20 protein-coding genes are annotated in these 20,612 nt (G+C 62.5%); 14 read left to right on the top strand and 6 right to left on the bottom strand.

The features are described 5' to 3' along the window. The first annotated feature begins 261 nt into the window (after positions 1-261). Positions 262-771 carry a bifunctional 3-hydroxydecanoyl-ACP dehydratase/trans-2-decenoyl-ACP isomerase gene (gene fabA / locus TR61_RS17260; RefSeq protein WP_050931773.1) on the top strand — a complete coding sequence of 170 codons (510 nt, stop codon included), beginning with the start codon at positions 262-264 and terminating at the stop codon, positions 769-771. Between the two features lie 56 nt (positions 772-827). Here fabA and TR61_RS17255 read toward each other — a convergent pair whose 3' ends face one another. Beyond that, complete coding sequence (locus tag TR61_RS17255; RefSeq protein ID WP_050931772.1) at positions 828-1,625, bottom strand: helix-turn-helix domain-containing protein; 798 nt, start codon at positions 1,623-1,625, stop codon at positions 828-830. A gap of 149 nt (positions 1,626-1,774) precedes the next feature. Here TR61_RS17255 and TR61_RS17250 point away from each other — a divergent pair, with 149 nt between their 5' ends. The 4 genes from TR61_RS17250 to TR61_RS17235 all read left to right on the top strand — a co-directional run bounded on the left by TR61_RS17250 (position 1,775) and on the right by TR61_RS17235 (position 5,415). Next, entirely contained in the window at positions 1,775-2,629 is an 855-nt protein-coding gene (locus tag TR61_RS17250; protein WP_050931771.1) for an SRPBCC family protein, read from the top strand. Positions 2,630-2,989: 360 nt separating this feature from the next. Next, on the top strand, positions 2,990-4,219 hold the full coding sequence (fabB, locus tag TR61_RS17245) for a beta-ketoacyl-ACP synthase I (protein WP_050931770.1): 1,230 nt from the start codon (positions 2,990-2,992) through the stop codon (positions 4,217-4,219). 8 nt (positions 4,220-4,227) lie between these two features. Further along, a complete protein-coding gene (locus TR61_RS17240) occupies positions 4,228-5,019 on the top strand; it encodes an enoyl-ACP reductase FabI (RefSeq protein WP_050931769.1) in 792 nt (263 codons plus the stop codon). Between the two features lie 9 nt (positions 5,020-5,028). Next, complete coding sequence (locus TR61_RS17235; protein ID WP_050931768.1) at positions 5,029-5,415, top strand: hypothetical protein; 387 nt, start codon at positions 5,029-5,031, stop codon at positions 5,413-5,415. Between the two features lie 78 nt (positions 5,416-5,493). On the opposite strand, the gene TR61_RS17230 is transcribed toward TR61_RS17235, so the two are convergent. Together TR61_RS17230 and TR61_RS17225 are read right to left on the bottom strand one after the other, a co-directional pair. Then, positions 5,494-6,525, bottom strand: a complete 1,032-nt coding sequence (locus TR61_RS17230; RefSeq protein ID WP_050931767.1) for a permease — start codon at positions 6,523-6,525, stop codon at positions 5,494-5,496. Continuing rightward, complete coding sequence (locus tag TR61_RS17225) at positions 6,518-6,829, bottom strand: ArsR/SmtB family transcription factor (protein WP_050931766.1); 312 nt, start codon at positions 6,827-6,829, stop codon at positions 6,518-6,520. The genes TR61_RS17230 and TR61_RS17225 overlap by 8 nt, the downstream gene beginning before the upstream one ends. Positions 6,830-6,943: 114 nt before the next feature. On the opposite strand from TR61_RS17225, the gene pdxR reads away from it, so the two are divergent. The 7 genes from pdxR (at position 6,944) to TR61_RS17195 (ending at position 15,819) form a co-directional block, all read left to right on the top strand. Next, on the top strand, positions 6,944-8,404 hold the full coding sequence (pdxR, locus tag TR61_RS17220; protein WP_050931765.1) for a MocR-like pyridoxine biosynthesis transcription factor PdxR: 1,461 nt from the start codon (positions 6,944-6,946) through the stop codon (positions 8,402-8,404). Between the two features lie 99 nt (positions 8,405-8,503). Further along, positions 8,504-10,282, top strand: a complete 1,779-nt coding sequence (xsc, locus tag TR61_RS17215) for a sulfoacetaldehyde acetyltransferase (protein WP_050931764.1) — start codon at positions 8,504-8,506, stop codon at positions 10,280-10,282. Positions 10,283-10,301: 19 nt separating this feature from the next. Further along, positions 10,302-11,057, top strand: a complete 756-nt coding sequence (locus tag TR61_RS17210) for a sulfite exporter TauE/SafE family protein (protein WP_050931763.1) — start codon at positions 10,302-10,304, stop codon at positions 11,055-11,057. A gap of 121 nt (positions 11,058-11,178) precedes the next feature. Beyond that, positions 11,179-13,995, top strand: coding sequence for a molybdopterin oxidoreductase family protein (locus TR61_RS17205; RefSeq protein ID WP_050931762.1), 2,817 nt, complete (start codon positions 11,179-11,181; stop codon positions 13,993-13,995). Further along, entirely contained in the window at positions 13,992-14,165 is a 174-nt protein-coding gene (locus TR61_RS20020; protein WP_157440960.1) for a hypothetical protein, read from the top strand. The genes TR61_RS17205 and TR61_RS20020 overlap by 4 nt, the downstream gene beginning before the upstream one ends. Then, the gene (locus TR61_RS17200; RefSeq protein WP_050931761.1) at positions 14,162-14,935 is read left to right on the top strand and encodes a 4Fe-4S dicluster domain-containing protein; all 774 of its coding nucleotides are present in this window, start codon (positions 14,162-14,164) and stop codon (positions 14,933-14,935) included. Before TR61_RS20020 ends, TR61_RS17200 begins: the two co-directional genes overlap by 4 nt. Further along, the gene (locus TR61_RS17195; RefSeq protein WP_050931760.1) at positions 14,935-15,819 is read left to right on the top strand and encodes a dimethyl sulfoxide reductase anchor subunit family protein; all 885 of its coding nucleotides are present in this window, start codon (positions 14,935-14,937) and stop codon (positions 15,817-15,819) included. Before TR61_RS17200 ends, TR61_RS17195 begins: the two co-directional genes overlap by 1 nt. Positions 15,820-15,876: 57 nt before the next feature. On the opposite strand, the gene dapA is transcribed toward TR61_RS17195, so the two are convergent. After that, positions 15,877-16,749, bottom strand: a complete 873-nt coding sequence (gene dapA / locus TR61_RS17190; protein ID WP_050931759.1) for a 4-hydroxy-tetrahydrodipicolinate synthase — start codon at positions 16,747-16,749, stop codon at positions 15,877-15,879. A gap of 138 nt (positions 16,750-16,887) precedes the next feature. On the opposite strand from dapA, the gene TR61_RS17185 reads away from it, so the two are divergent. Beyond that, positions 16,888-18,843 carry a lytic transglycosylase domain-containing protein gene (locus tag TR61_RS17185; RefSeq protein ID WP_050931758.1) on the top strand — a complete coding sequence of 652 codons (1,956 nt, stop codon included), beginning with the start codon at positions 16,888-16,890 and terminating at the stop codon, positions 18,841-18,843. Between the two features lie 75 nt (positions 18,844-18,918). Here the strand turns inward: TR61_RS17185 and TR61_RS17180 are convergent, their stop codons facing one another. Further along, positions 18,919-19,791 carry a DMT family transporter gene (locus TR61_RS17180; RefSeq protein ID WP_050931757.1) on the bottom strand — a complete coding sequence of 291 codons (873 nt, stop codon included), beginning with the start codon at positions 19,789-19,791 and terminating at the stop codon, positions 18,919-18,921. Then, the gene (gene mnmC2, locus TR61_RS17175) at positions 19,788-20,459 is read right to left on the bottom strand and encodes a tRNA (5-methylaminomethyl-2-thiouridine)(34)-methyltransferase MnmC2 (protein WP_050931756.1); all 672 of its coding nucleotides are present in this window, start codon (positions 20,457-20,459) and stop codon (positions 19,788-19,790) included. The genes TR61_RS17180 and mnmC2 overlap by 4 nt, the downstream gene beginning before the upstream one ends. A 56-nt stretch (positions 20,460-20,515) precedes the next feature. Here mnmC2 and TR61_RS20430 point away from each other — a divergent pair. Then, a partial coding sequence (locus tag TR61_RS20430) for an NAD(P)-binding protein (protein WP_245626920.1) occupies positions 20,516-20,612 on the top strand: 97 nt, incomplete at its 3' end.

Below are 20,612 nucleotides of genomic sequence, written 5' to 3'. Positions count from 1 at the left end.
GGACGCAGCCCCGCCTGGCCCAGCCATTCGGTTGCAATCTCTGTTGGTGTCGCGGTCATCGCAGTCTCTCGTTTCAAGCCGATATGCATTATATAGAGGGCACACCTACTAAATTACAAATGAAATTGAGTCGCAACTGGCCATCTGTGACCCCAAAACAGCCTGTTACGTCACTATCCCGCGTCTCTTGCGCCTGGCGCGGGCGCGATGTTAGACGGGCTAAAGCCAAGAAGACCACACCCCCTAAGGAGGCACACAGGCATGGGCCAGTACCCCACCAGCTTTGACAAGGACGATCTGCTGAAATGCGCACGCGGAGAGCTTTTCGGCCCCGGCAACGCGCAACTGCCCGAACCTCCGATGCTGATGATGGACCGGATCACCGATATCTCGGAAGACGGCGGCGAACACGGCAAGGGCCATGTGGTCGCCGAATTCGATATCAAGCCTGATTTGTGGTTCTTCGACTGCCACTTTCCCGGCAACCCGATCATGCCGGGGTGTCTGGGGCTGGATGGCCTGTGGCAACTGACCGGCTTCAACCTGGGCTGGCGCGGCTGGCAGGGACGCGGTTATGCGCTGGGCGTGGGCGAGGTCAAACTGACCGGCATGGTCCGCCCTGATCGCAAGATGCTGACCTATTACGTGGATTTCACCAAGGCGATCCAGACCCGCCGCCTGACCATGGGCGTCGCCGATGGCCGGGTCGAGGCGGACGGCGAGCTGATCTATCAGGTCAAGGACATGAAAGTGGCGCTCAGCGAAAGCTGAAGGGACTGAAAAGGCCCGCACGCCGATGACGCAAGCGCGCGGGCAATCCATCCTGGTCAGGTAAAATGGCGATCGAACCAGGCGCGTGTTGCATCATTTGCCGGCAAAAGCGTCTCGATCCGAAGATCGTCAAGCTTTGCATCCGCGCTCATCCCGACCGTGGCGATTAACGAAAACAACTCAAGCAACGCCTCTCCGATACGGATCTTGACCGCAAGCACCGGCGCGTTTGATCCATTTGTCGGCGCGCCCATCACCTGCTGCACACCATCAAGGGCCAGAAGCTCGGCATGAAACGCATGCGCTTCCGCATCATGAGGGCGCCGGGCGACTTCCAACTCCATCAGGCGCAATAAGGATCGCGCCGTATCTTCCCAATTCAGAATGTTGTCCCGCAATTTACCGGGCGACAGTATCTCCCGCATGAGATTGCTGTCCCCCCGCGCGCCGGCAAGGGCAAAGAACTTCTGGGCAGGTGCATTGGCCTTCACCAGCGTCCAGATCCGATCAATCGACACCGCCGGATATGGCGCATGGCCCTGCAGAACGTGATCGATCGACGCGTCGATGGCACGCTGTGTCTGCTCATCCCAAGCCTCACGCGATGATCGCGCTGCAAATCCAGCAGACAAAAACATGGCGTCGACTTCTGCCGCAGGCATCTCCAAAGCCTCGGCCAGCTGTGAAATGGCAAACCGGCTGGGACGGGACCGCCCGGTTTCCAGAAAACTGATATGGCGCTGCGACATGCCCGATTGCAGCGACAGCTCAAGTTGGCTCAACCTGCGGCGCGTGCGCCAGGTTTTCAGAAAGACGGGAAAGGCCGGGTTGGACAGGTTCGGATTAATATGCATGTCAAATCTTGCCAGAAAGACGGATGCAGGTCGATTACCTGCGACGTAATTGAGTTCAGACAGGCAACCACCTTGATTGTAGGCAACCTCAAAGTGACAAGGATGTCTGCATCATGGAACACGCAAGAACCGCTCGAATATTCCTGGCAATGAACGCGGTGTTTTCCCTCGCCATCGCTGCGGGCCTTTTGTTGGCCCCTGCCTCTGCTGCCGGCTTGCTCTTTGCTCAGCCTGCCTGGTGGCAGCCCATATCGCTGCGCCTTCTGGGCGTCGGACTGCTCTTGTTTGGGATGGCGTTGATCCTTCTAGCCAAACACCGCTTTCTTTCGAAAGCACAAGTGATGCTGATAACGACGATGGATATCGGCTGGGTCGTTGGAAGTGCAATTCTCCTGTTCGCCGCCGGGAGCCTGTTTTCTTCCTTCGGTCAGGCCGCTGTCGCCGCAGTTGCAGGCCTGGTCGCTATCTTTGCACTTGGACAGTATGCCGGAGCGCAAACCATTGTCCCGCCCCTCAGCAAAGCTTCGGTGACTGCTGCCGGTGACAAAATCCTTGCCCGGGTCAGCCGCACCGTCAAAGCGCCGGAAGACGTGGTGTGGCGCGTAATGAACGATCATGCCGGCTATGCCGATGTCGCCGCCAACCTGTCCAAGGTCGAGGTCGTACAGGGCGACGGCCTTGGTATGCAGCGCAGGTGCTATGGCCCAAAGGGCGAAAACTGGCTGGAAACCTGCGATCTTTTTGAAGATGGTCGCGCATATGGGTTCCGTATCCACACGGATGCACCCGATTATCCCTATCCAATTTCCGATCTGCACGGCGAATGGTCCGTTTCAAGCGAAGAAAGCGGATCAAGTTTCACAATCCAAATCGAGGCAAAGCCAAAGGGCAGCTTTCTGACCCGGGCGTTGTTCAAACTGGCTGCCAAGCAGCAGTTCAAGGCCGTTCTCGCCGATCTTGCCGATGCCTGGGCCGCGCGCATGGAACGCGAGGCCAAAGCCTGATCGAACCAAACACGTTGTCGCGACAACGCCCAGCCAGACACCCGCCCCATACGGGTGTTTGACGTAAGGCTTTGGGCACAAACCTTGCGACCCTGCTTCTGATCGCGCGGCCCGGCAGGGTTGCGCGGGCTGCACGGTGAAGATCTCTCCCGAATTTACGGCAGGTCCCCAAAAGCCAACGCAGTCCAGCCGTGGCTTGCCGTCTTCCGTCAAGTGCTTTTGCTTTATCCCGTCCGGCCGATTCGCCCCGCAAAACAAGGGCGTTAACCTTTTTGACCGAAGGTCGGCCTGGCTCTAACTGGTTGCGCAGGCCCTAGGGGCTGTCATACATGAGACCGGGAACAGCAAAGGATGGCTCATATGCGTCGCGTCGTCGTCACAGGCATGGGGATTGTCTCGTCGATCGGAAACAATGTGGAAGAGGTCGAAGCCTCTCTGCGCAAAGGGAAATCCGGGATCGTCGCCAATGCCGACATGGCCGAACATGGCTTCCGCAGCCAGATCTCGGGCACGCTGAATATCGATCCCGCCGAACATATCGACAAACGCACGCTCCGCTTCATGGGCCCCGGTGCGGCCTATGCCCATATCGCGATGCAACAGGCCATCGCCGATGCCGGGCTGGAAGAGGGCGACATCGTGAACCCCCGCACCGGCCTTGTGGCCGGGTCCGGCGGCCCGTCGACTTCCGCCATGCTGACCGCCCATCAGACGGTTCTCAGCACTGGCGCAACCAAGCGGATCGGGCCGTTTTCGGTGCCAAAATGCATGTCCTCCACCGTCAGCGCGAACCTGGCAACAGCCTTTAAAATCAAGGGCATCAACTACTCCATCACGTCGGCCTGCTCGACTTCCCTGCACTGCATCGGCAACGCCGCGGAACAGATCATGCTGGGCAAACAGGACGTCATGTTCGCAGGCGGCGGAGAGGAACTGGACTGGACCCTCTCCTGCCTCTTCGACGCGATGGGCGCGATGTCCTCGAAATACAACGACACCCCTGAACGCGCCTCCCGTGCCTTCGACGCCGATCGCGACGGGTTCGTCATCTCCGGCGGCGGCGGCATCGTTGTTCTGGAAGAGCTGGAGCACGCCAAGGCCCGCGGCGCCAAGATCTATGCCGAGGTCACAGGCTATGCCGCCACTTCCGACGGTCATGACATGGTGGCGCCATCTGGCGAAGGCGGCGAACGCGCCATGCGCCTTGCCCTGCAAACCCTGCCCGAAGGGCGCAAGGTCGGCTATATCAACGCCCACGGCACTTCCACCCCGGTGGGCGATGTCGGCGAGGTTGAAGCCGTTCGCCGCGTCTTCGGCGAGGGTACCACACCGCCCATCAGCTCGACCAAATCCATGACCGGCCACGCTCAGGGCGCTGCAGGCGCTTTGGAGGCGATCTTCTCGCTGATCATGCTGGATCGTGATTTCATCACACGCTCGATCAATGTGGAAACGCTGGATCCTGCCCTGAACCCGGCAGAGATCGCGACCGATTATGTTGAAAACGCTGGCCTCGACAGCGTGATGACAAACAGCTTCGGCTTTGGCGGAACGAACGGCTCGATGGTGCTGTCGAAATATCTGGGGTGACGGGGAAGATGGGAAAACTGCTTGAGGGAAAGCGCGGCCTTGTCATGGGTGTCGCCAACGACCGGTCGATTGCATGGGGCATTGCGAAGGCCATGCACGAGGCGGGTGCGGAACTGGCCTTTACCTATCAGGGCGAGGCGTTCGGCAAACGGCTGGAGCCTTTGGCGCAAAGCGTCGGATCGGATTTCATGGTCGATGTGGATGTCACCGATGACGCCTCGCTGGACACGGCTTTCAGCCAGCTGGCCGCCCGCTGGCCCACGATCGATTTCCTGATCCACGCCATCGCCTTTTCCGACAAGTCGGAACTGACGGGGAGGTTCCTGAACACCTCGCGCGCGAATTTCAAGAACTCCATGGATATCAGCGCCTATTCCTTCATCGAAGTCGCCCGCCGTGCCCATCCCCTGATGGTCGACAATGGCGGCACGCTGATCACGCTCACCTATCAGGGCTCGAACCGCGTTGTGCCCAATTACAACGTCATGGGCGTGGCCAAGGCCGCGCTTGAGGCCGCCACCCGGTATCTGGCCAATGATCTGGGCCCCGAAGGCATCCGCGTGAACGCGATCAGCCCCGGCCCGATGAAAACGCTGGCCGGTGCCGCCATCGGCGGGGCGCGCAAGACCTACAAGCACACCGACCAGAACGCCCCCCTGCGCAGCAACGCCACGCTCGAAGCCGTGGGCGGCACGGCGGTCTATCTGGTGTCAGATGCGGGCGCCTGCACCACCGGCGAAATCATCCGCGTCGATGGCGGGTTCCACGTGCTTGGCATGCCGCAATACGACAATCTCTAAGCCTGTCCGATGCTTGACCTTCTGGCAAAGATCTTCGGCCCGCAGCGCGCGGTCAGCGTTTATGTTGTGATACGCCGCTTTTGGATCCCCGTTGCGCTGTTTTTCGGCTTCCTCGCGGTGTTCGGCTTTATCGTCACCGCATCAGATCCCGACCGGATGGAGCATATCGCCTATCTCCGCGTCGAGGTGGTCGAGGTCACGCCCCTGACCCAGGACATCAATTCCGGCGTCTTCGTCGATGTGCGCCTGCCCGAAGGCGAGGTCCTCAAGCTGACCGAAACCGAAGGGGCGATTTCACGCGAGTTGACGGATGTGGCCTGCCTCGAACGCCGCCGCGACCGCGAAACCGGAGAGATCAGCCACCGCCTGCGCCGCGCCCATCGCTGCGCGGGCTAACATGCGCAGACGCCCCGGACTTGATCCGGGGCCTCCGGCATCTGATGAGAGATCCCGGATCACGTCCGGGACGGTCGGTCACAAGATCGCCTGAAACACGATCCCCGACGCGATCGCGCCTGTCACGCCCAGCCCCAGATACGCCGCAAACACCCTTGGTTTCACCAGCGACCACACTGCCGCCATCGCCGGGATCGAACTCACCGCGCCCGCGATCATGAAGGCCATGGCGGCGCCTGCACTCATCCCCTGGGTCATCAGACCCGCCAGCAAAGGAGGCGCGACATAGGAATTCAGATAGGCCGGCATGCCCACCAGGGCCGCCGTGGCAATGGGCAGAACCCCGTCACCGCCTACCACGCCTGCAATCACCTCGGCAGGCACATAGGTGACCAGCAACGCCTCCAGCACATAGGCCAACGCCAGCCACTTCAGCAGGAAAAGCCCGTTTGTCACCAGCTCGGCCCGGAAATGCGTGCGGCGTGCGCTTTCCGTCCAGAACCGCCAGACCGGCGTGCCGTCCAGCCTGGGGCCCGCGCCGCAACACCCGCTGCGCTGATAGACCCGCAAAGGCTCTGCAAATACACCTCGCCCCGTCAGGGCCCAGACGGCAAAGCCGCCGAACAGGCCCAGCGCCACCGCGAAAACCGCCTTGGCGATCGCAAAGGGCCAGCCCAGCGCCGCAGCCGTGATCAAGAGCGTGGGCGGGTCGATCAGGGGCGAGGCCAGCCAGAACGCCATCACCGCCGACAGGGGCGCGCCCAGCGCCAGAAGACCGGCGATGAAAGGGATCACCTCGCAGGAACAGAAGGGCGCCAGCCCTCCGAACACGGCCGCCAGAAAGATCATCCGAACTTCGCGCCCCTGAAAGGCACGTGCCACCATCACCTCGGCCCCCGTCGCCTTGAGATAGGCCAGCAGCGTCACCGCGAACGCGATGTAAGGCGCGGTATGGGCCAGCGCGTTCAGGGCAAATCGGATCGTCCCGGCCAGGTTGTCCGGATCCAGAAGCGCCACCAGCGCCAGGATACACGCAATCACCGCCCAGGGTGTCTTCAGCGCAGGCAGAACCACCCGCCGTGCGCGGGCCGTTTGAGACATATCAACCATTGTTGGCCACCTTCCGAACCTGATCGCTGCAGCATTCGCTCAGGATGAACCCTGCAAGGGCCTCCAGCTGCTTGAAATCGGCGCGATTGATCACGCTGCGCCCCTCGCGTTCCTGCTGGATCACCCCGGCACCGGTGAGGAATTTCAGATGATGCGCCAATGTGGACGGCGCGATGCCGGTGCGCTCCTGAATGGCCCCGACTGTCAGACCGGGTTCACCCGCCCGGATCAGGCAGCGCAGCACCTGCAACCGTGCCTCTGACCCCATTGCCGAAAAACCGGCGGCTGCTTCTTCCCACGTCATCTGTCACCTCTTTTGATTCGATATAACTAGTTTTATAGTTTTATTAGCCGCCGTCAATCCGCTCCTGATCGGTCCAGATTGCACCCGCCTTATATCCAGACTATCACGGGCGGCATGGCGGTTTCTGTCGACACCTTCTTCCTTGCCCCCGATGCACAAGGCACCCTGCAAGCGCAGATCCAGCAGATGATCGCGCAAGGCATCCTGTCGGGCCGTTTCCACCGGGGGGAAAAGCTCCCTTCCTCGCGCAAACTGGCCGCGCATCTCGGGGTCAGCCGGATCACCGTGACGTTGGCCTATACCGAACTGGTGGCCAGCGATTACATCACCTCCAAGGGGCGCTCGGGCTATTTCGTGTCCGACAATGCGCCGGTGCCGCCGGCCTATGCGCCCTCGGTCACGTCCACCGACCGGGTGGACTGGGACGCAACCCTCGTGCGCCGTTTCACCGGGGGCGACACGCCGCGCAAGCCCGACAACTGGCAGGGCTTCAAATACCCGTTCATCTATGGCCAGGCGGATGCAAGCCTTTTCGATCATGCCAACTGGCGGCTTTGTGCCATTCGCGCGCTGGGGCAGCGGGATTTCACCGCGCTGACCACGGATTACTATGATCAGGACGACCCGCTGCTGATCGAATTCATCGCCCGTCACACCCTGCCCCGCCGGGGCATCAGCGCCGGGCCACAGGAAATCCTGATCACCCTTGGCGCGCAAAACGCCCTTTGGCTGGCGGCGCATATGCTGCTGGGCGAAGGCAAACATGCCGTAATCGAAGACCCGTGTTATTACGCGCTGCGCGATGTGATCGACCCGTTGCCCTGCACCTCCAGCGCTCTGCCGGTCGATGCCGACGGGCTTCCGCCCGCGCTGATCCCGGATGACACCGATGTCATCTTTGTCACCCCCAGCCATCAGGCCCCGACCACGGCCACCATGCCGCTTGCCCGCCGGAAAGAGCTTCTGGCCCGCGCCCGCGACACCGGTGCCGTGATCGTCGAGGATGATTACGAATTCGAGATGTCCTTCCTCGGCCCGCCCTCGCCCGCGCTGAAATCGCTCGATCGCGAAGGGCGCGTGATCTATGTCGGCAGCTTCTCCAAATCGCTCTTTCCGGGGCTGCGCCTGGGCTATCTCGTGGGGTCCGAGGCGTTCATCCGGGAGGCCCGCGCGCTGCGTGCCCAGGTCCTGCGCCACCCGCCCGGCCATATCCAGCGCACCGCCGCCTATTTCCTGTCGCTGGGCCATTACGACGCGCAGATCCGCCGCACCGCAAAGGCGCTGCACGAACGGCGCGAAGCGATGGAGACCGCGATAGCCCACCACGGCCTGACCATCGCGGGGCGCGGCGTCTATGGCGGCAGTTCCCTGTGGATGGAAGCGCCCGAGGGCACCGACATGACCCGCGTGGCCGCCGCCCTGCGCGACCAGTCCGTGCTGATCGAACCCGGCGCGCCCTTTTTCCAGGGGATGGACAAACCGCAGCGCTTTTACCGGCTGGCCTATTCCTCGATCCCCAAAGCCCGGATTGACGAGGGCATCGCCCGCATCGCCCAGGCGATCAACAGCGCCTGATCCCGCTGGCCCTATCCCGCTGCGGCAACTGGCCCTAAACTCCCCCCAACCGGGGCCGTACAAGCATTCAGCCCCGCCTTTTTCCGCAGGAGAGTTCCAATGAAAATGACCACCGAAGAAGCCTTTGTGAAAACCCTCCAGCGGCATGGGATCCAACATGCCTTTGGCATCATCGGGTCGGCCATGATGCCAATCTCCGATCTGTTCCCCAAGGCGGGCATCACTTTCTGGGATTGTGCGCATGAAGGCAGCGCCGGGATGATGTCGGATGGCTACACCCGCGCGACCGGCAAGATGTCGATGATGATTGCGCAGAACGGCCCCGGCATCACCAACTTCGTCACCGCCGTGAAGACCGCCTATTGGAACCACACACCGCTTCTGCTGGTCACCCCGCAGGCCGCCAACAAGACCATCGGTCAGGGTGGTTTCCAGGAGGTCGAGCAGATGAAACTCTTCGAAGACATGGTCGCCTATCAGGAAGAGGTGCGCGATCCCTCCCGCGTGGCCGAAGTGCTGACGCGTGTGATCAGCCAGGCCAAGCGCCTCTGCGGTCCGGCGCAGCTGAACATCCCGCGCGACTTCTGGACGCAAGTGATCGATATCGAGATCCCCGACCCCATCGCGTTTGAGCCGTCCTCCGGTGGTGAGAATTCGGTAACCGAGGCGGCCAAGCTGCTGTCCGAAGCCAAGAACCCGGTTATCCTGAACGGCGCAGGCGTGGTCCTGTCCGATGGCGGCATCGCAGCCTCCCAAGCGCTGGCCGAACGGCTGACCGCGCCTGTCTGCGTGGGCTATCAGCACAATGACGCCTTCCCCGGATCGCACCCTCTGTTCGCGGGTCCTCTGGGCTATAACGGGTCCAAAGCGGCGATGGAGCTGATCAAGGACGCCGACGTCGTGCTGGCCCTTGGCACCCGTCTGAACCCGTTCTCCACCCTGCCGGGCTATGGCATGGAATACTGGCCAGCCGATGCGAAAGTCATCCAGGTCGACATCAACCCCAACCGGATCGGCCTGACCAAGAAGGTCACCGTGGGCATCGTCGGTGACGCCGCGAAGGTGGCGAATGGCATCCTCGCCAACCTCTCTGACAGCGCAGGCGACGCGGGCCGTGAGGAACGCAAAGCACACATCGCCCAAACCAAATCCGCATGGGCGCAGCAGCTGTCGTCGATGGATCACGAAGACGACGATCCCGGCACCACATGGAACCAGCGCGCCCGCGCCGACAAGCCCGACTGGATGAGCCCCCGCATGGCCTGGCGCGCGATCCAGTCCGCCCTGCCGAAGGACGCGATCATTTCTTCCGACATCGGCAACAACTGCGCCATCGGCAACGCCTACCCGTCCTTTGACGAAGGCCGCAAATACCTGGCCCCCGGCCTTTTCGGGCCTTGCGGATACGGCCTGCCCTCCATCGTCGGCGCCAAGATCGGCTGCCCCGATGTGCCCGTTGTGGGCTTTGCCGGTGACGGCGCGTTCGGCATCGCGGTCAACGAACTGACCGCAATCGGCCGAGGCGAATGGCCCGCGATCACGCAAATCGTCTTCCGCAACTACCAGTGGGGCGCGGAAAAGCGGAACTCCACCCTGTGGTTCGACGACAACTTCGTGGGCACCGAACTGGATGAGCAGGTGTCCTACGCCGGGATCGCACAGGCTTGCGGCCTGAAGGGTGTTGTCGCCCGCACGATGGACGAACTGACCGCCGCACTGAACCAGGCCATCGAAGACCAGATGAAGCATGGCAAAACCACCCTGATCGAGGCGATGATCAACCAGGAACTGGGCGAGCCCTTCCGCCGCGACGCGATGAAGAAACCGGTCGAGGTGGCCGGGATCGACCCCGCCGACATGCGCCCGCAAACCGCGTGATCCGGCACGCGCATCGCTGATGGGAGAGTTGCTTGGCCTCTCTCCCGGCATCGCCGCCCTGGCGGTTGCGGCCTGCTTCACGGCAGGCGCGGTACGCGGCTTTTCGGGCTTTGGGCTGTCAGCTCTTGCCATGGCGGTTCTGGCCACGGTCATCCCGCCCATTCAGCTGATCCCGGTTTTCTGGTTTCTGGAAATGGCGGCCTCCGTCATTCTGATGAAGGGCGGCTGGGCCGATGCGGACCGCAAGGCGGCATTCATCCTGATGATCGCCGCCGGGGTGGGTCTGCCGATTTCGCTGACGCTGTCGATGCAGCTTGATCCCTATGTCGCCAAGCTTACCGCGCTCAGCATGCTGATCGTGCTGGCTATCCTGCAACTCAGCCGGCTCAAGCTGCCTTTTCTGGCCACCACCCCCGGCACCGCATCAGCGGGCTTCGGCGCGGGCATGATCACCGGTTTCGCGGGTGCGGGCGGCATGCTGATCGCGCTTTATGCCCTGGCGCGCGACCTGCCCGCACGCGCTATGCGCGGCACGTTGAACATCTATCTTCTGGGCGGCGGTATCATTGGGCTGGTGGTGCATCTGCTGGTCGGCACCATGACGGCCGAGGCCGCAACCCGCGGCATGGCGCTGATCCTTCCCACCCTTGCCGGTGTCTTCGTGGGCAAGGCGCTTTTCGTGCCGAAATGGGAACCCTTCTACAAACCCTTCTGCCTTACTTTGCTGATGGGTCTGGCCGCCATCGGCATCCTGCGCCTTGTCTTTGGCGGATAAGAAGGGTTGTTCTTCGCATTCCTTTATTTGAAAGTCAGAATTCCAGAGAAGCGTCGCAGCCCGCGATAAGGTTGCGCAAACGTCCGCATCCGCGAAAAGCAGTCGGACGAGGGAGGAAAGAATGGCGCACAGCCAACCACAGCTTGATCTGTCACCCAAGGTGTCGGACGAGGTCAAGAAAACCACCTGCTACATGTGTGCCTGCCGCTGCGGGATCAACGTGCATCTCAAGAACGGCAAGGTGGCCTATATCGAAGGCAACCGCGACCACCCGGTGAACAAGGGCGTTCTCTGCGCCAAGGGTTCTGCGGGCATCATGCAGGTCAACGCACCCTCCCGCCTGCGCAAACCCTTGAAGCGGGTAGGCCCGCGCGGATCTGGCGAGTTCGAGGAAATCTCATGGGACGAGGCGCTGGATCTGGCAGTCTCGTGGCTTGAGCCCATTCGCAAATCCGACCCGTCAAAGCTGGCCTTCTTCACGGGCCGCGATCAGTCTCAGTCCTTCACCAGCTTCTGGGCGCAGAACTTCGGAACGCCGAATTACGCGGCCCATGGCGGCTTCTGTTCGGTCAACATGGCCGCCGCCGGCATCTACACCATGGGCGGCGCATTCTGGGAGTTCGGCCAGCCCGACTGGGATTATACAAAGCTTTTCATGCTGTTTGGCGTCGCCGAAGACCATGACAGCAACCCGATCAAGATGGGCATTGGCCGGATCAAGGAACGCGGCGCGCGGGTGATCGGCGTGAATCCCATCCGCACGGGATATAACGCCGTGGCCGATGATTGGGTCGGCATCACGCCAGGCACAGATGGCCTCTTCATCCTGTCGCTGATCCATTGCCTGACGCAGGCGGGCAAGATCGACCTTGAGTATCTGGCCCAGTTCACCAATGCGCCCTGTCTGGTGAACTCCGACCCGAAATCGCCGGACTACGGCCTGCTGTTGCGCGACAACGATGACAAGACGCTGGTCATGGATCGCGTCACCGGCAAGCTGACCCCGTTCGACCAAAAGGGCGTCCGCCCCGACCTGTCGGCGACATACCGCAAGGCTGGCATCACCCACCGCCCGGTCTTCCACCTGATGGCCGACAAATACCTCGACGCCCAATACGCCCCCGAAGCCGTCGCCGACCGCTGCGGCATCCCCGCAAACCGCATCCGCTCCATCGCCGCCGAACTGGCGCGCGTGGCTTTTGACGAAGCGTTCGAGCTTGACCGCGAATGGACCGACTTCCGGGGAGAAACCCACAAGACCATGACCGGCCGCCCCGTGTCGTTCCACGCCATGCGCGGGATCTCGGCCCACGCCAACGGCTTTCAGACCTGCCGCGCGCTGCATGTGCTGCAGATCATCCTCGGCACGGTCGAGGCGCCCGGCGGCTTCCGCTTCAAACCGCCCTACCCCAAACCGCCCGAGGCGCACCCGAAACCCCACTGCAAGGTCACACCCGACACGCCTCTGGACGGCCCGCACCTAGGCTTCGTGCATGGCCCCGCCGATCTGGCCCTGAAAGAAGACGGCACCCCCGCGCGGATCGACAAGGCCTTCACCTGGGAAAACCCGATGTCGGCCCACGGGCTGATGCATATGGTGATCTCGAACGCCTATGCGGGTGACCCGTACAAGATCGACACGCTATTTATGTATATGGCGAACATGTCGTGGAACTCCTCCATGAACACCAAAGGTGTGATGGAGATGCTGACGGATCAGGATGAGAACGGCGACTATGTCATCCCGCGCATCATCTATTCCGATGCCTATAGCTCGGAAATGGTCGCCTATGCCGATCTGATCCTGCCAGACACGACCTATCTGGAACGCCACGATTGCATCTCACTGCTGGATCGCCCGATTTGCGAGGCTGAGGCGGCGGCGGACGCCATCCGCTGGCCCGTGATCGAGCCTGACCGCGACGTGCGCGGCTTCCAGACGGTGCTGGTGCAACTGGCCAACAAGATGGGCCTGCCCGGCTTCACCAACGAAGACGGCAGCGCGAAATACGAAAACTACGCCGATTACATCGTGAACCACGAACGCAAGCCCGGCATCGGCCCGCTTGCCGGCTGGCGCGGCGATGGCACGCAAGCGGGGCGCGGGGACACAAACCCCGAACAGCTGAACAAATACATCGAAAACGGCGGCTTCTGGGTGAACCACATCCCCGACCACGCGCAGTACTACAAACCGTGGAACGCCGCATACCAAGACTGGGCCGTAGGCATGGGCCTCTATGACAGCCCGCAGCCTTATCTCTTCAACCTCTATGTCGAGCCGCTCCGTCGCTTCCAACTGGCCGCCGAAGGCCATGGCGACCGCCAACCGCCAGACCACCTGCGCGAGCGGATCAAGGCGCAGTTCGATCCGCTGCCGATCTGGTACGACACCGCGCCCGATAACAAAGGCAGTGAGTTCACCATCACCGCCCTGACCCAACGCCCGATGGCGATGTATCACAGCTGGGGCACGCAGAACGCCTGGCTGCGCCAACTCCATGGCCGCAACCCGCTTTACCTGCCCACCAATCTGATGCGCGAAAACGATCTGGAAGATGGCGACTGGGCCTGCGTCACCTCCCCTCATGGAGAGATCACGGTGCCGGTCATGCACATGGCCGCGCTGAACGAAAACACCGTCTGGACGTGGAACTCGATCGGCAAACGCAAGGGCGCCTGGGCGCTGGAAAACGACGCGCCCGAGGCGACCAAGGGCTTCCTCCTCAACCACCTGATCCACGAACTTCTGCCGCCCAAAGGCGATGGCCTGCGCTGGGCGAATTCAGACCCGATCACGGGCCAGGCCGCGTGGTTCGACCTGAAGGTGAAGATCGAAAAGGCCGACGCCCCGGCCGAGGCACAACCCGCCTTCCCACCGATCAAATCCCCGGTCGGCACCGGACCAAAGACGCTGAAATGGAAGGTGGGCAAATGAAACGCACCTTCCTGCTGATCGCACTCCTCGTGTCCGTCATGCTGGGCAGTTTCATCTGGTTCGTCGCCACATGGGATCCCAGCGAACGCCCGACCATTTCAGAACGCAGCCCCCTTCTTCTCTTTCCAAATACGGGCGGCGACCACGACAACCAAAGGCAGATCGCATGACAGTTTTGCCCGACCACACCGAAAAGAAACTCGGCCTTGTGATCGACCTCGATACCTGCGTCGGCTGCCATGCCTGCGTGATCTCGTGCAAAGGCTGGAACACCGAAAACTACGGCGCGCCGCTGTCTGATCAGGACCCGTATGGCGCGGATCCCACCGGCACCTTCCTCAACCGCGTGCACAGTTTCGAAGTGCAGCCCGAGATGGGCCTGCCGCAACTGATCCACTTCCCCAAATCCTGCCTGCATTGCGAAGACGCGCCTTGCGTGACCGTCTGCCCGACAGGCGCAAGCTACAAACGCACCGAAGACGGCATCGTTCTGGTGAACGAGACAGATTGCATCGGCTGCGGCCTCTGCGCCTGGGCCTGCCCCTATGGCGCGCGGGAGATGGATGGCGAAGAGAAGGTGATGAAGAAATGCACCCTCTGCGTCGACCGGATCTATAACGAAAACCTGCCCGAGGAAGACCGCGAACCGGCCTGCGTGCGCACTTGCCCCGCAGGAGCGCGCCATTTCGGCGATTTTGCGGATCCCGACAGCAACGTGTCGAAGCTCACCGCCGAACGCGGCGGGATGGACCTGATGCCCGAACAAGGCACGAAACCCGTGAACAAATACCTGCCGCCCCGGCCCAAAGACACCTTGGACACAGATATCGACATCCTCGCCCCGCTGCTGGCGCCGGTGGCGGAAGAACCGCAAGGCTTCCTGGGCTGGATCGACCGCGCCCTGGGCAAGCTTGACGGCAAAAAGACAGGGGGCGCCTGATGCACCCGGCACCATCGGTTATCTTCTTCACTTCGCTTTCGGGTCTGGGCTTTGGCCTGCTGTTCTTCCTTGGGCTGGGGTATCCCGGCTCAACCGGCTGGGTCGCCTTTGTCTTCTTCGCGCTGGCCTATCTGCTGGCGGTGGGCGGGCTTCTGGCGTCAACCTTCCATCTGGGTCACCCGGAACGCGCGCTGAAGGCCTTTACCCAATGGCGCTCAAGCTGGCTTTCGCGTGAGGCATGGTGTGCGGTTCTTGCCCTTGTCATCATGGGGGTTGTCGGCCTGGGCCGGGTCTTCTTCGACACCCACTGGACCGCGCTTGGCTGGCTGGGCGCGGCATTCTGCGCAGCCACAGTGCTGACCACCTCGATGATCTATACGCAGCTCAAGACGGTGCCGCGCTGGAACACGGCGCTGACGCCGATGCTCTTTCTGTCCTTCGCCGCAGCCGGTGGCGCATTGCTGGCGGGCCAGATCGAAACCGCGCGCGTGCTTCTGGCGCTGGCGGCCGCGATCCAGCTGGCATGGTGGATCACCGGAGAAACCGCCCTGCGTCGGTCCGGCACCAGTCTGGCCTCGGCCACAGGCCTGGGCCATATCGGCAGCCCCCGCGCGTTCGAGCCACCCCATACCGGCACCAATTACCTCACGCGCGAGATGGTCTTTGTCGTCGGCCGCTCGCATGCGAAGCTTTTACGCCTCGTGGCGGTCCTGTTGGCTTTCGCCGTCCCGATCTTCGTACTGACACTGCCCTTCAATCACATGCTGGCCGCTGTCGCGGTTCTCAGCCATGTCGCGGGCGTTCTGGTCTCCCGCTGGCTTTTCTTTGCCGAGGCGGAGCATGTTGTGGGTCTTTATTACGGCGCGCATGCGTCCCGGACATGATCCGGGACCTCGCGGCGGAACGGGAGGCCTCGGATCAGGTCCGGGGCGCACCAACGCTCACTTCAAGCCGGCAAACTCCAGCGCCGCGTCGATCTTCGCCTTGGTGCCATCCGACAGCCCCACCAGCGGCAGGCGCACCTCGTCCGAACACAGGCCCAGTTTCGACATGGCGTATTTCGCACCCACCAGACCGGGTTCGGTAAAGATCGCCTTGTGCAGCGGCATCAACCGGTCCTGAATCTCCAGCGCAGTAGCGTAATCGCCCGCAAGGCACGCCTCCTGCATCTGGCTCAGCAGCTTCGGCGCGACGTTTGCCGTCACCGAAATACAGCCCACGCCGCCTTGTGCGTTGAATCCGTGTGCCGTCGCATCCTCGCCCGAAAGCTGGATGAAATCCGTCCCACAGCTCATGCGCTGATCGCAGACGCGCGCCAGATCGCCCGTGGCATCCTTCACGCCGACGATGCGCGGCAGTTTCGCCAACTCACCCATCGTCTCGGGCGTCATGTCGATCACCGACCGACCGGGAATGTTGTAGATGATAATCGGGATCTCCGCGCAGTCATGCAGCGCGGTGTAATGCGCGATCAGACCCCGTTGCGTGGGCTTGTTGTAATAGGGCGTCACGACCAGCGCGGCATCGGCTCCAGCTTCGGCGGCAAACTGCACAAACCGGATCGCCTCAAGCGTGTTGTTCGATCCCGCCCCGGCAATCACAGGCACGCGACCCGCGGCAGCTTTCACCACCTCGGCCACGACAATTTCGTGCTCTTCATGGCTCAGCGTCGGGCTTTCGCCCGTGGTCCCCACAGGCACCAGCCCGTGCGATCCTTCGCCGATATGCCATTCCACAAGTTTCTTCAGCGTTTCCAGATCCAGTTCGCCGCCCTGGAACGGCGTGACGAGTGCTGGCATTGAGCCTTTAAACATGACCACGCTCCTTTTATCTGGTCTGACAGGCGATTGCCTGCCGGTGCTGAAAGACGTGCCGGGATTGTGAGTTGAAAGCGCCCGGGCACGGGTTATCGTGTCAGGCTCTATCCCCGGTTGGTGGCGAAAAAGCAAGAGATGTCGCGTATTCTGATCCGTCTTGGTCTGATCTTTCTTCTGAGCCTGCCACGTGTGGCCAGCGCACAGGGGACGGACCAGCTGGCCACCGCCTTTGACGAGATGCGCGAAGGCGATTGGGAGGGTGCCCGCGACGCGGTCAGCAACGCGGTGGCGCAGGACATTGTCGAATGGCACCGGCTGCGCGCGGGGCTTGGGGATTTCGCCAGCGTCAGCGCCTTTCTGGACCGGCGCGGGGACTGGCCGGGGCTCGGCTGGCTGATCCGCCAGAATGAAGAAAATTTCGCCAACCAGCCAGCAGACCGCCTGGCAGGCTTCTTCGACACGCATCCGCCTCAGACCGCGCTGGGTGTCTATGAATTTGCCGACGCGCTGGCAAAGCTGAACCGCAAGGGCGAGGCGGACGCAGCTATCGTGCTGGCCTGGCGCACACTGCCCATGCCGCAGGAGGTGCAGGACCTCTATCTTGAACGCCATCACCATCTTCTGAAAAACCACCACAGTGCGCGGCTGGACCAGATGATCTGGCAGCGCGACATGGCCAGCGCCCGCCGCGCGCTGCCTTTGGTGGATGACGCATGGAAAGCGCTCGCCACCGCGCGGATTGCGCTGCACGATCAGGCCGACGGTGTGGACGCCCTGATCGAGGCGGTTCCCGAGGCGCTCGCCGACCATCCCGGTCTTTCCTATGAGCGCTTTGTCTGGCGCGATCGCAAAGGGCGGGACGCTTCGGCCATCGAATTGCTGCTGGAGCGGTCTACCAGCGCCGCAGATCTGGGCCAGCCCGAAGAATGGGCCCCGCGCCGCCGCAATCTGGCGCGTGCGGAAATGCGGGCGGGCAATGCGGTGCGCGCCTATCAGATCGCGTCGACCCATTATCTGGTCGAAGGATCTTCCTTTGCCGATCTTGAATGGCTGTCCGGCTATCTGGCGCTGACCTATCTGAAAGACCCGGCGCTAGCCCTGAAACATTTCGAACGCTTTGATGGTGCGGTCTTCACCCCGATCTCCAAAGGTCGTGCGGGATATTGGATCGGTCGCGCGCATGAGGCGCTTGGACAGCCCGAGGCCGCGCAGACCGCTTATGCCGCGGGGGCGCAGCATCAAACGTCATTCTATGGGCTGCTGGCCGCTGAAAGCGGCGGGGTGGCCTTTGACCAAAGCCTTGCAGGTGAGGCCGAGGTAGCGCCGTGGCGCGAGGCGGCCTTCACCGAAAGCTCGGTGTTCAAGGCAAGCCTTCTCCTTCTGGCCGCCGGAGAGCTGGATCTGGCCGAACGCTTCCTCACCCATCTGGCGGAATCGCTGGATGCAACCCAGGCCGCGCAGCTGGGCGCCGCGGTCATCGAGTTGAAACAGCCGCACCTGGCCGTGATGATCGGCAAGCGGGTCGCGCAACGCGCCATCGTGATCCCGGCCGCCTATTATCCGCTGCACCCGATGATCGAGGACGGGTTGCCCATGCACCCGGAAATGAACCTCGCCATCGCGCGTCGGGAAAGCGAATTTGACCCCTCGGTCGTCTCGGGCGCGGGGGCGCGCGGTCTCATGCAGGTGATGCCGCGTACCGCCGAAGGGGTGGCACGCGAACTGGGCGTCAGCGACGAACACAGCACCGAACGGCTGACGCGCGACCCGGAATATAACGCCAAGCTGGGCGCGGCCTATCTGGTGGGGCTGGCAGAAGCGTTCGACGGCAATGTCATCATGATGGCCGCAGGCTATAACGCGGGGCGCAGCCGTCCGATATCTTGGATGGAGGATCGCGGCGATCCACGGCGCGGCGGCATGGATATCGTCGACTGGATCGAACACATCCCCTTCAACGAGACACGCAACTATGTGATGCGCGTGGCCGAAAGCCTGCCCGTGTACCGCGCGCGGCTGGGCAAAGACCCGCACCCGGTGCCCTTCCGGCAAGAGCTGATCGGCTCCACCCTGCGCTGGCCTGCGAACTGAGCGGGCCAAGACTTTTCGAAAAGTCTTGGCGCCCGGACGTCACCGTCCCGCGCCACAGGATTTTCGAAAATCCTGTTACCGCGCCACCTGCCGTTCCCGCCAGAAGGTAAACAGCCCCGCCGCCACGATCAGCGCCGCGCCGATCGCGACATTCGTGCGGATCGCTTCGGAAAAGATCAAAAGCCCAAGGATCGACACAAAGACCAGCTGGAAATAGGCAAAAGGCTGCACCGCGCTGGCCTCGGCGGTTTCATAGCATTTGATCAGCAGCCAGTGCCCCAGCGCGCCCGTCACGCACAGCGTCGCCATCCAGCCCCAGTCAGGCTGGCTCATCGGCTCCCAGAACCACACACCCAGCGACGTCATCAGCACCGCGCCCACCGTGCCCGTCCAGAAAAACGAGGTCGCCGTGCTGTCCTTGCGCGCGGCATAGCGGGTCAAGAGCCCGTAAAGCGCGAACATCAGCGCCGCGCAAAGCGGGATCAGCGCGGCCGGATCAAACACGCTTGCGCCCGGCTGCAGGATGATCAGCACTCCGATGAACCCCACGCCAATGGCCGCCCAGCGCCGCCAGCCCACCTTCTCGCCCAGAATCGGACCGGAAAGGGCCGCCACAAGAAGCGGATAGCAAGTAAAGACCGCGTGGCTTTCCACCAGCCCCAGAATGGTGAAGGCCGCCACCATCACGCAGATCTCCAGCGCCAGAAGCGCGCCGCGAATGATCTGCACGACGGGTTGTTCCGTCTGCGCCGCCGCCCGCACGCCCCCGGCCTTGCGCGCCGCCACGGTGATCACGAAAGCCGCGAAGAACCAGTATCTGATCATCACGACCATCAGCACGTTATACTCGCTTGCCAAATGGCGCGAGATCGCGTCCTGCGTGGCAAAAACCACCGTGGTGGCGATCATCAGCAGGATGCCCAGCCGCGTGTTGTTGCTCGCGCTCATGCCAGCACCCCCACTGTCATATGCCGCTTGCGCCCGAATCCCGCACGGCGGGTGACGGTGAAGCCTGCCGCCTCCAGCGCGCGGCGCACGAAACCGGCCGCGGTATAGGTGGCGATGGTGCCGCCCGGTGCCGTGTGACGCGCCACGTCCGCCATCAGCGCCTTTTCCCACAGTTCGGGATTCTTGGCGGGGGAAAACCCGTCCAGATACCAAGCGTCCGCCTGCCCGTCCCAATCCGTCAATGCCTCCCGTGCATCGCGGGCGACCACCGTCAGCTGCGCCTTGCCCAGATCAAACAGCCCGCCCTCGGGTCGCCACAGCTCGATCAGCTGTTGCGAGAGACTGGCAAGCTCGGGAAACGCCGCATGGGCGCGGGCCATCTGATCGCGGGTCATTGGAAAGGCCTCGAACGAGGTGAAGTGAAACGCACCCTCAAGCCCCGCCTCGTCCCAGGCCGCCCAGGTCGCCAGGAAATTCAGACCTGTGCCGAACCCCAGCTCGGCCACGTGAAAACCGGGGCGAAACCGGTCCGGCAATCCGTTGCCATCCAAAAAAACATAACGCGTCTCGGCCAGGCCATCATCAAGCGAGAAATACGGATCGTCAAAGCGCACCGACACCGGTACGCCCCCATCCCGCCAGTCCAGTTCGGCCCGCTGGCCCTGCATCGCAAAGATCCCTATGAAGGCTGCAATGCGCGCGACACTGGCGAAAGGAAAGCAGCTTGGCAATGGGCGATATCACGATCCGGGGCGCGGGTATTTTCGGCCTGTCGATTGCCTGGATCTGCGCCCGGCGCGGGGCACGGGTGCGCCTGATCG

The organism is Aestuariivita boseongensis (genome assembly GCF_001262635.1).
Taxonomy (GTDB): Bacteria; Pseudomonadota; Alphaproteobacteria; order Rhodobacterales; family Rhodobacteraceae; genus Aestuariivita; species Aestuariivita boseongensis.
The sequence above is the reverse complement of the archived record's forward strand: the minus strand, read 5'-3'. Positions and strand labels throughout refer to the sequence as shown.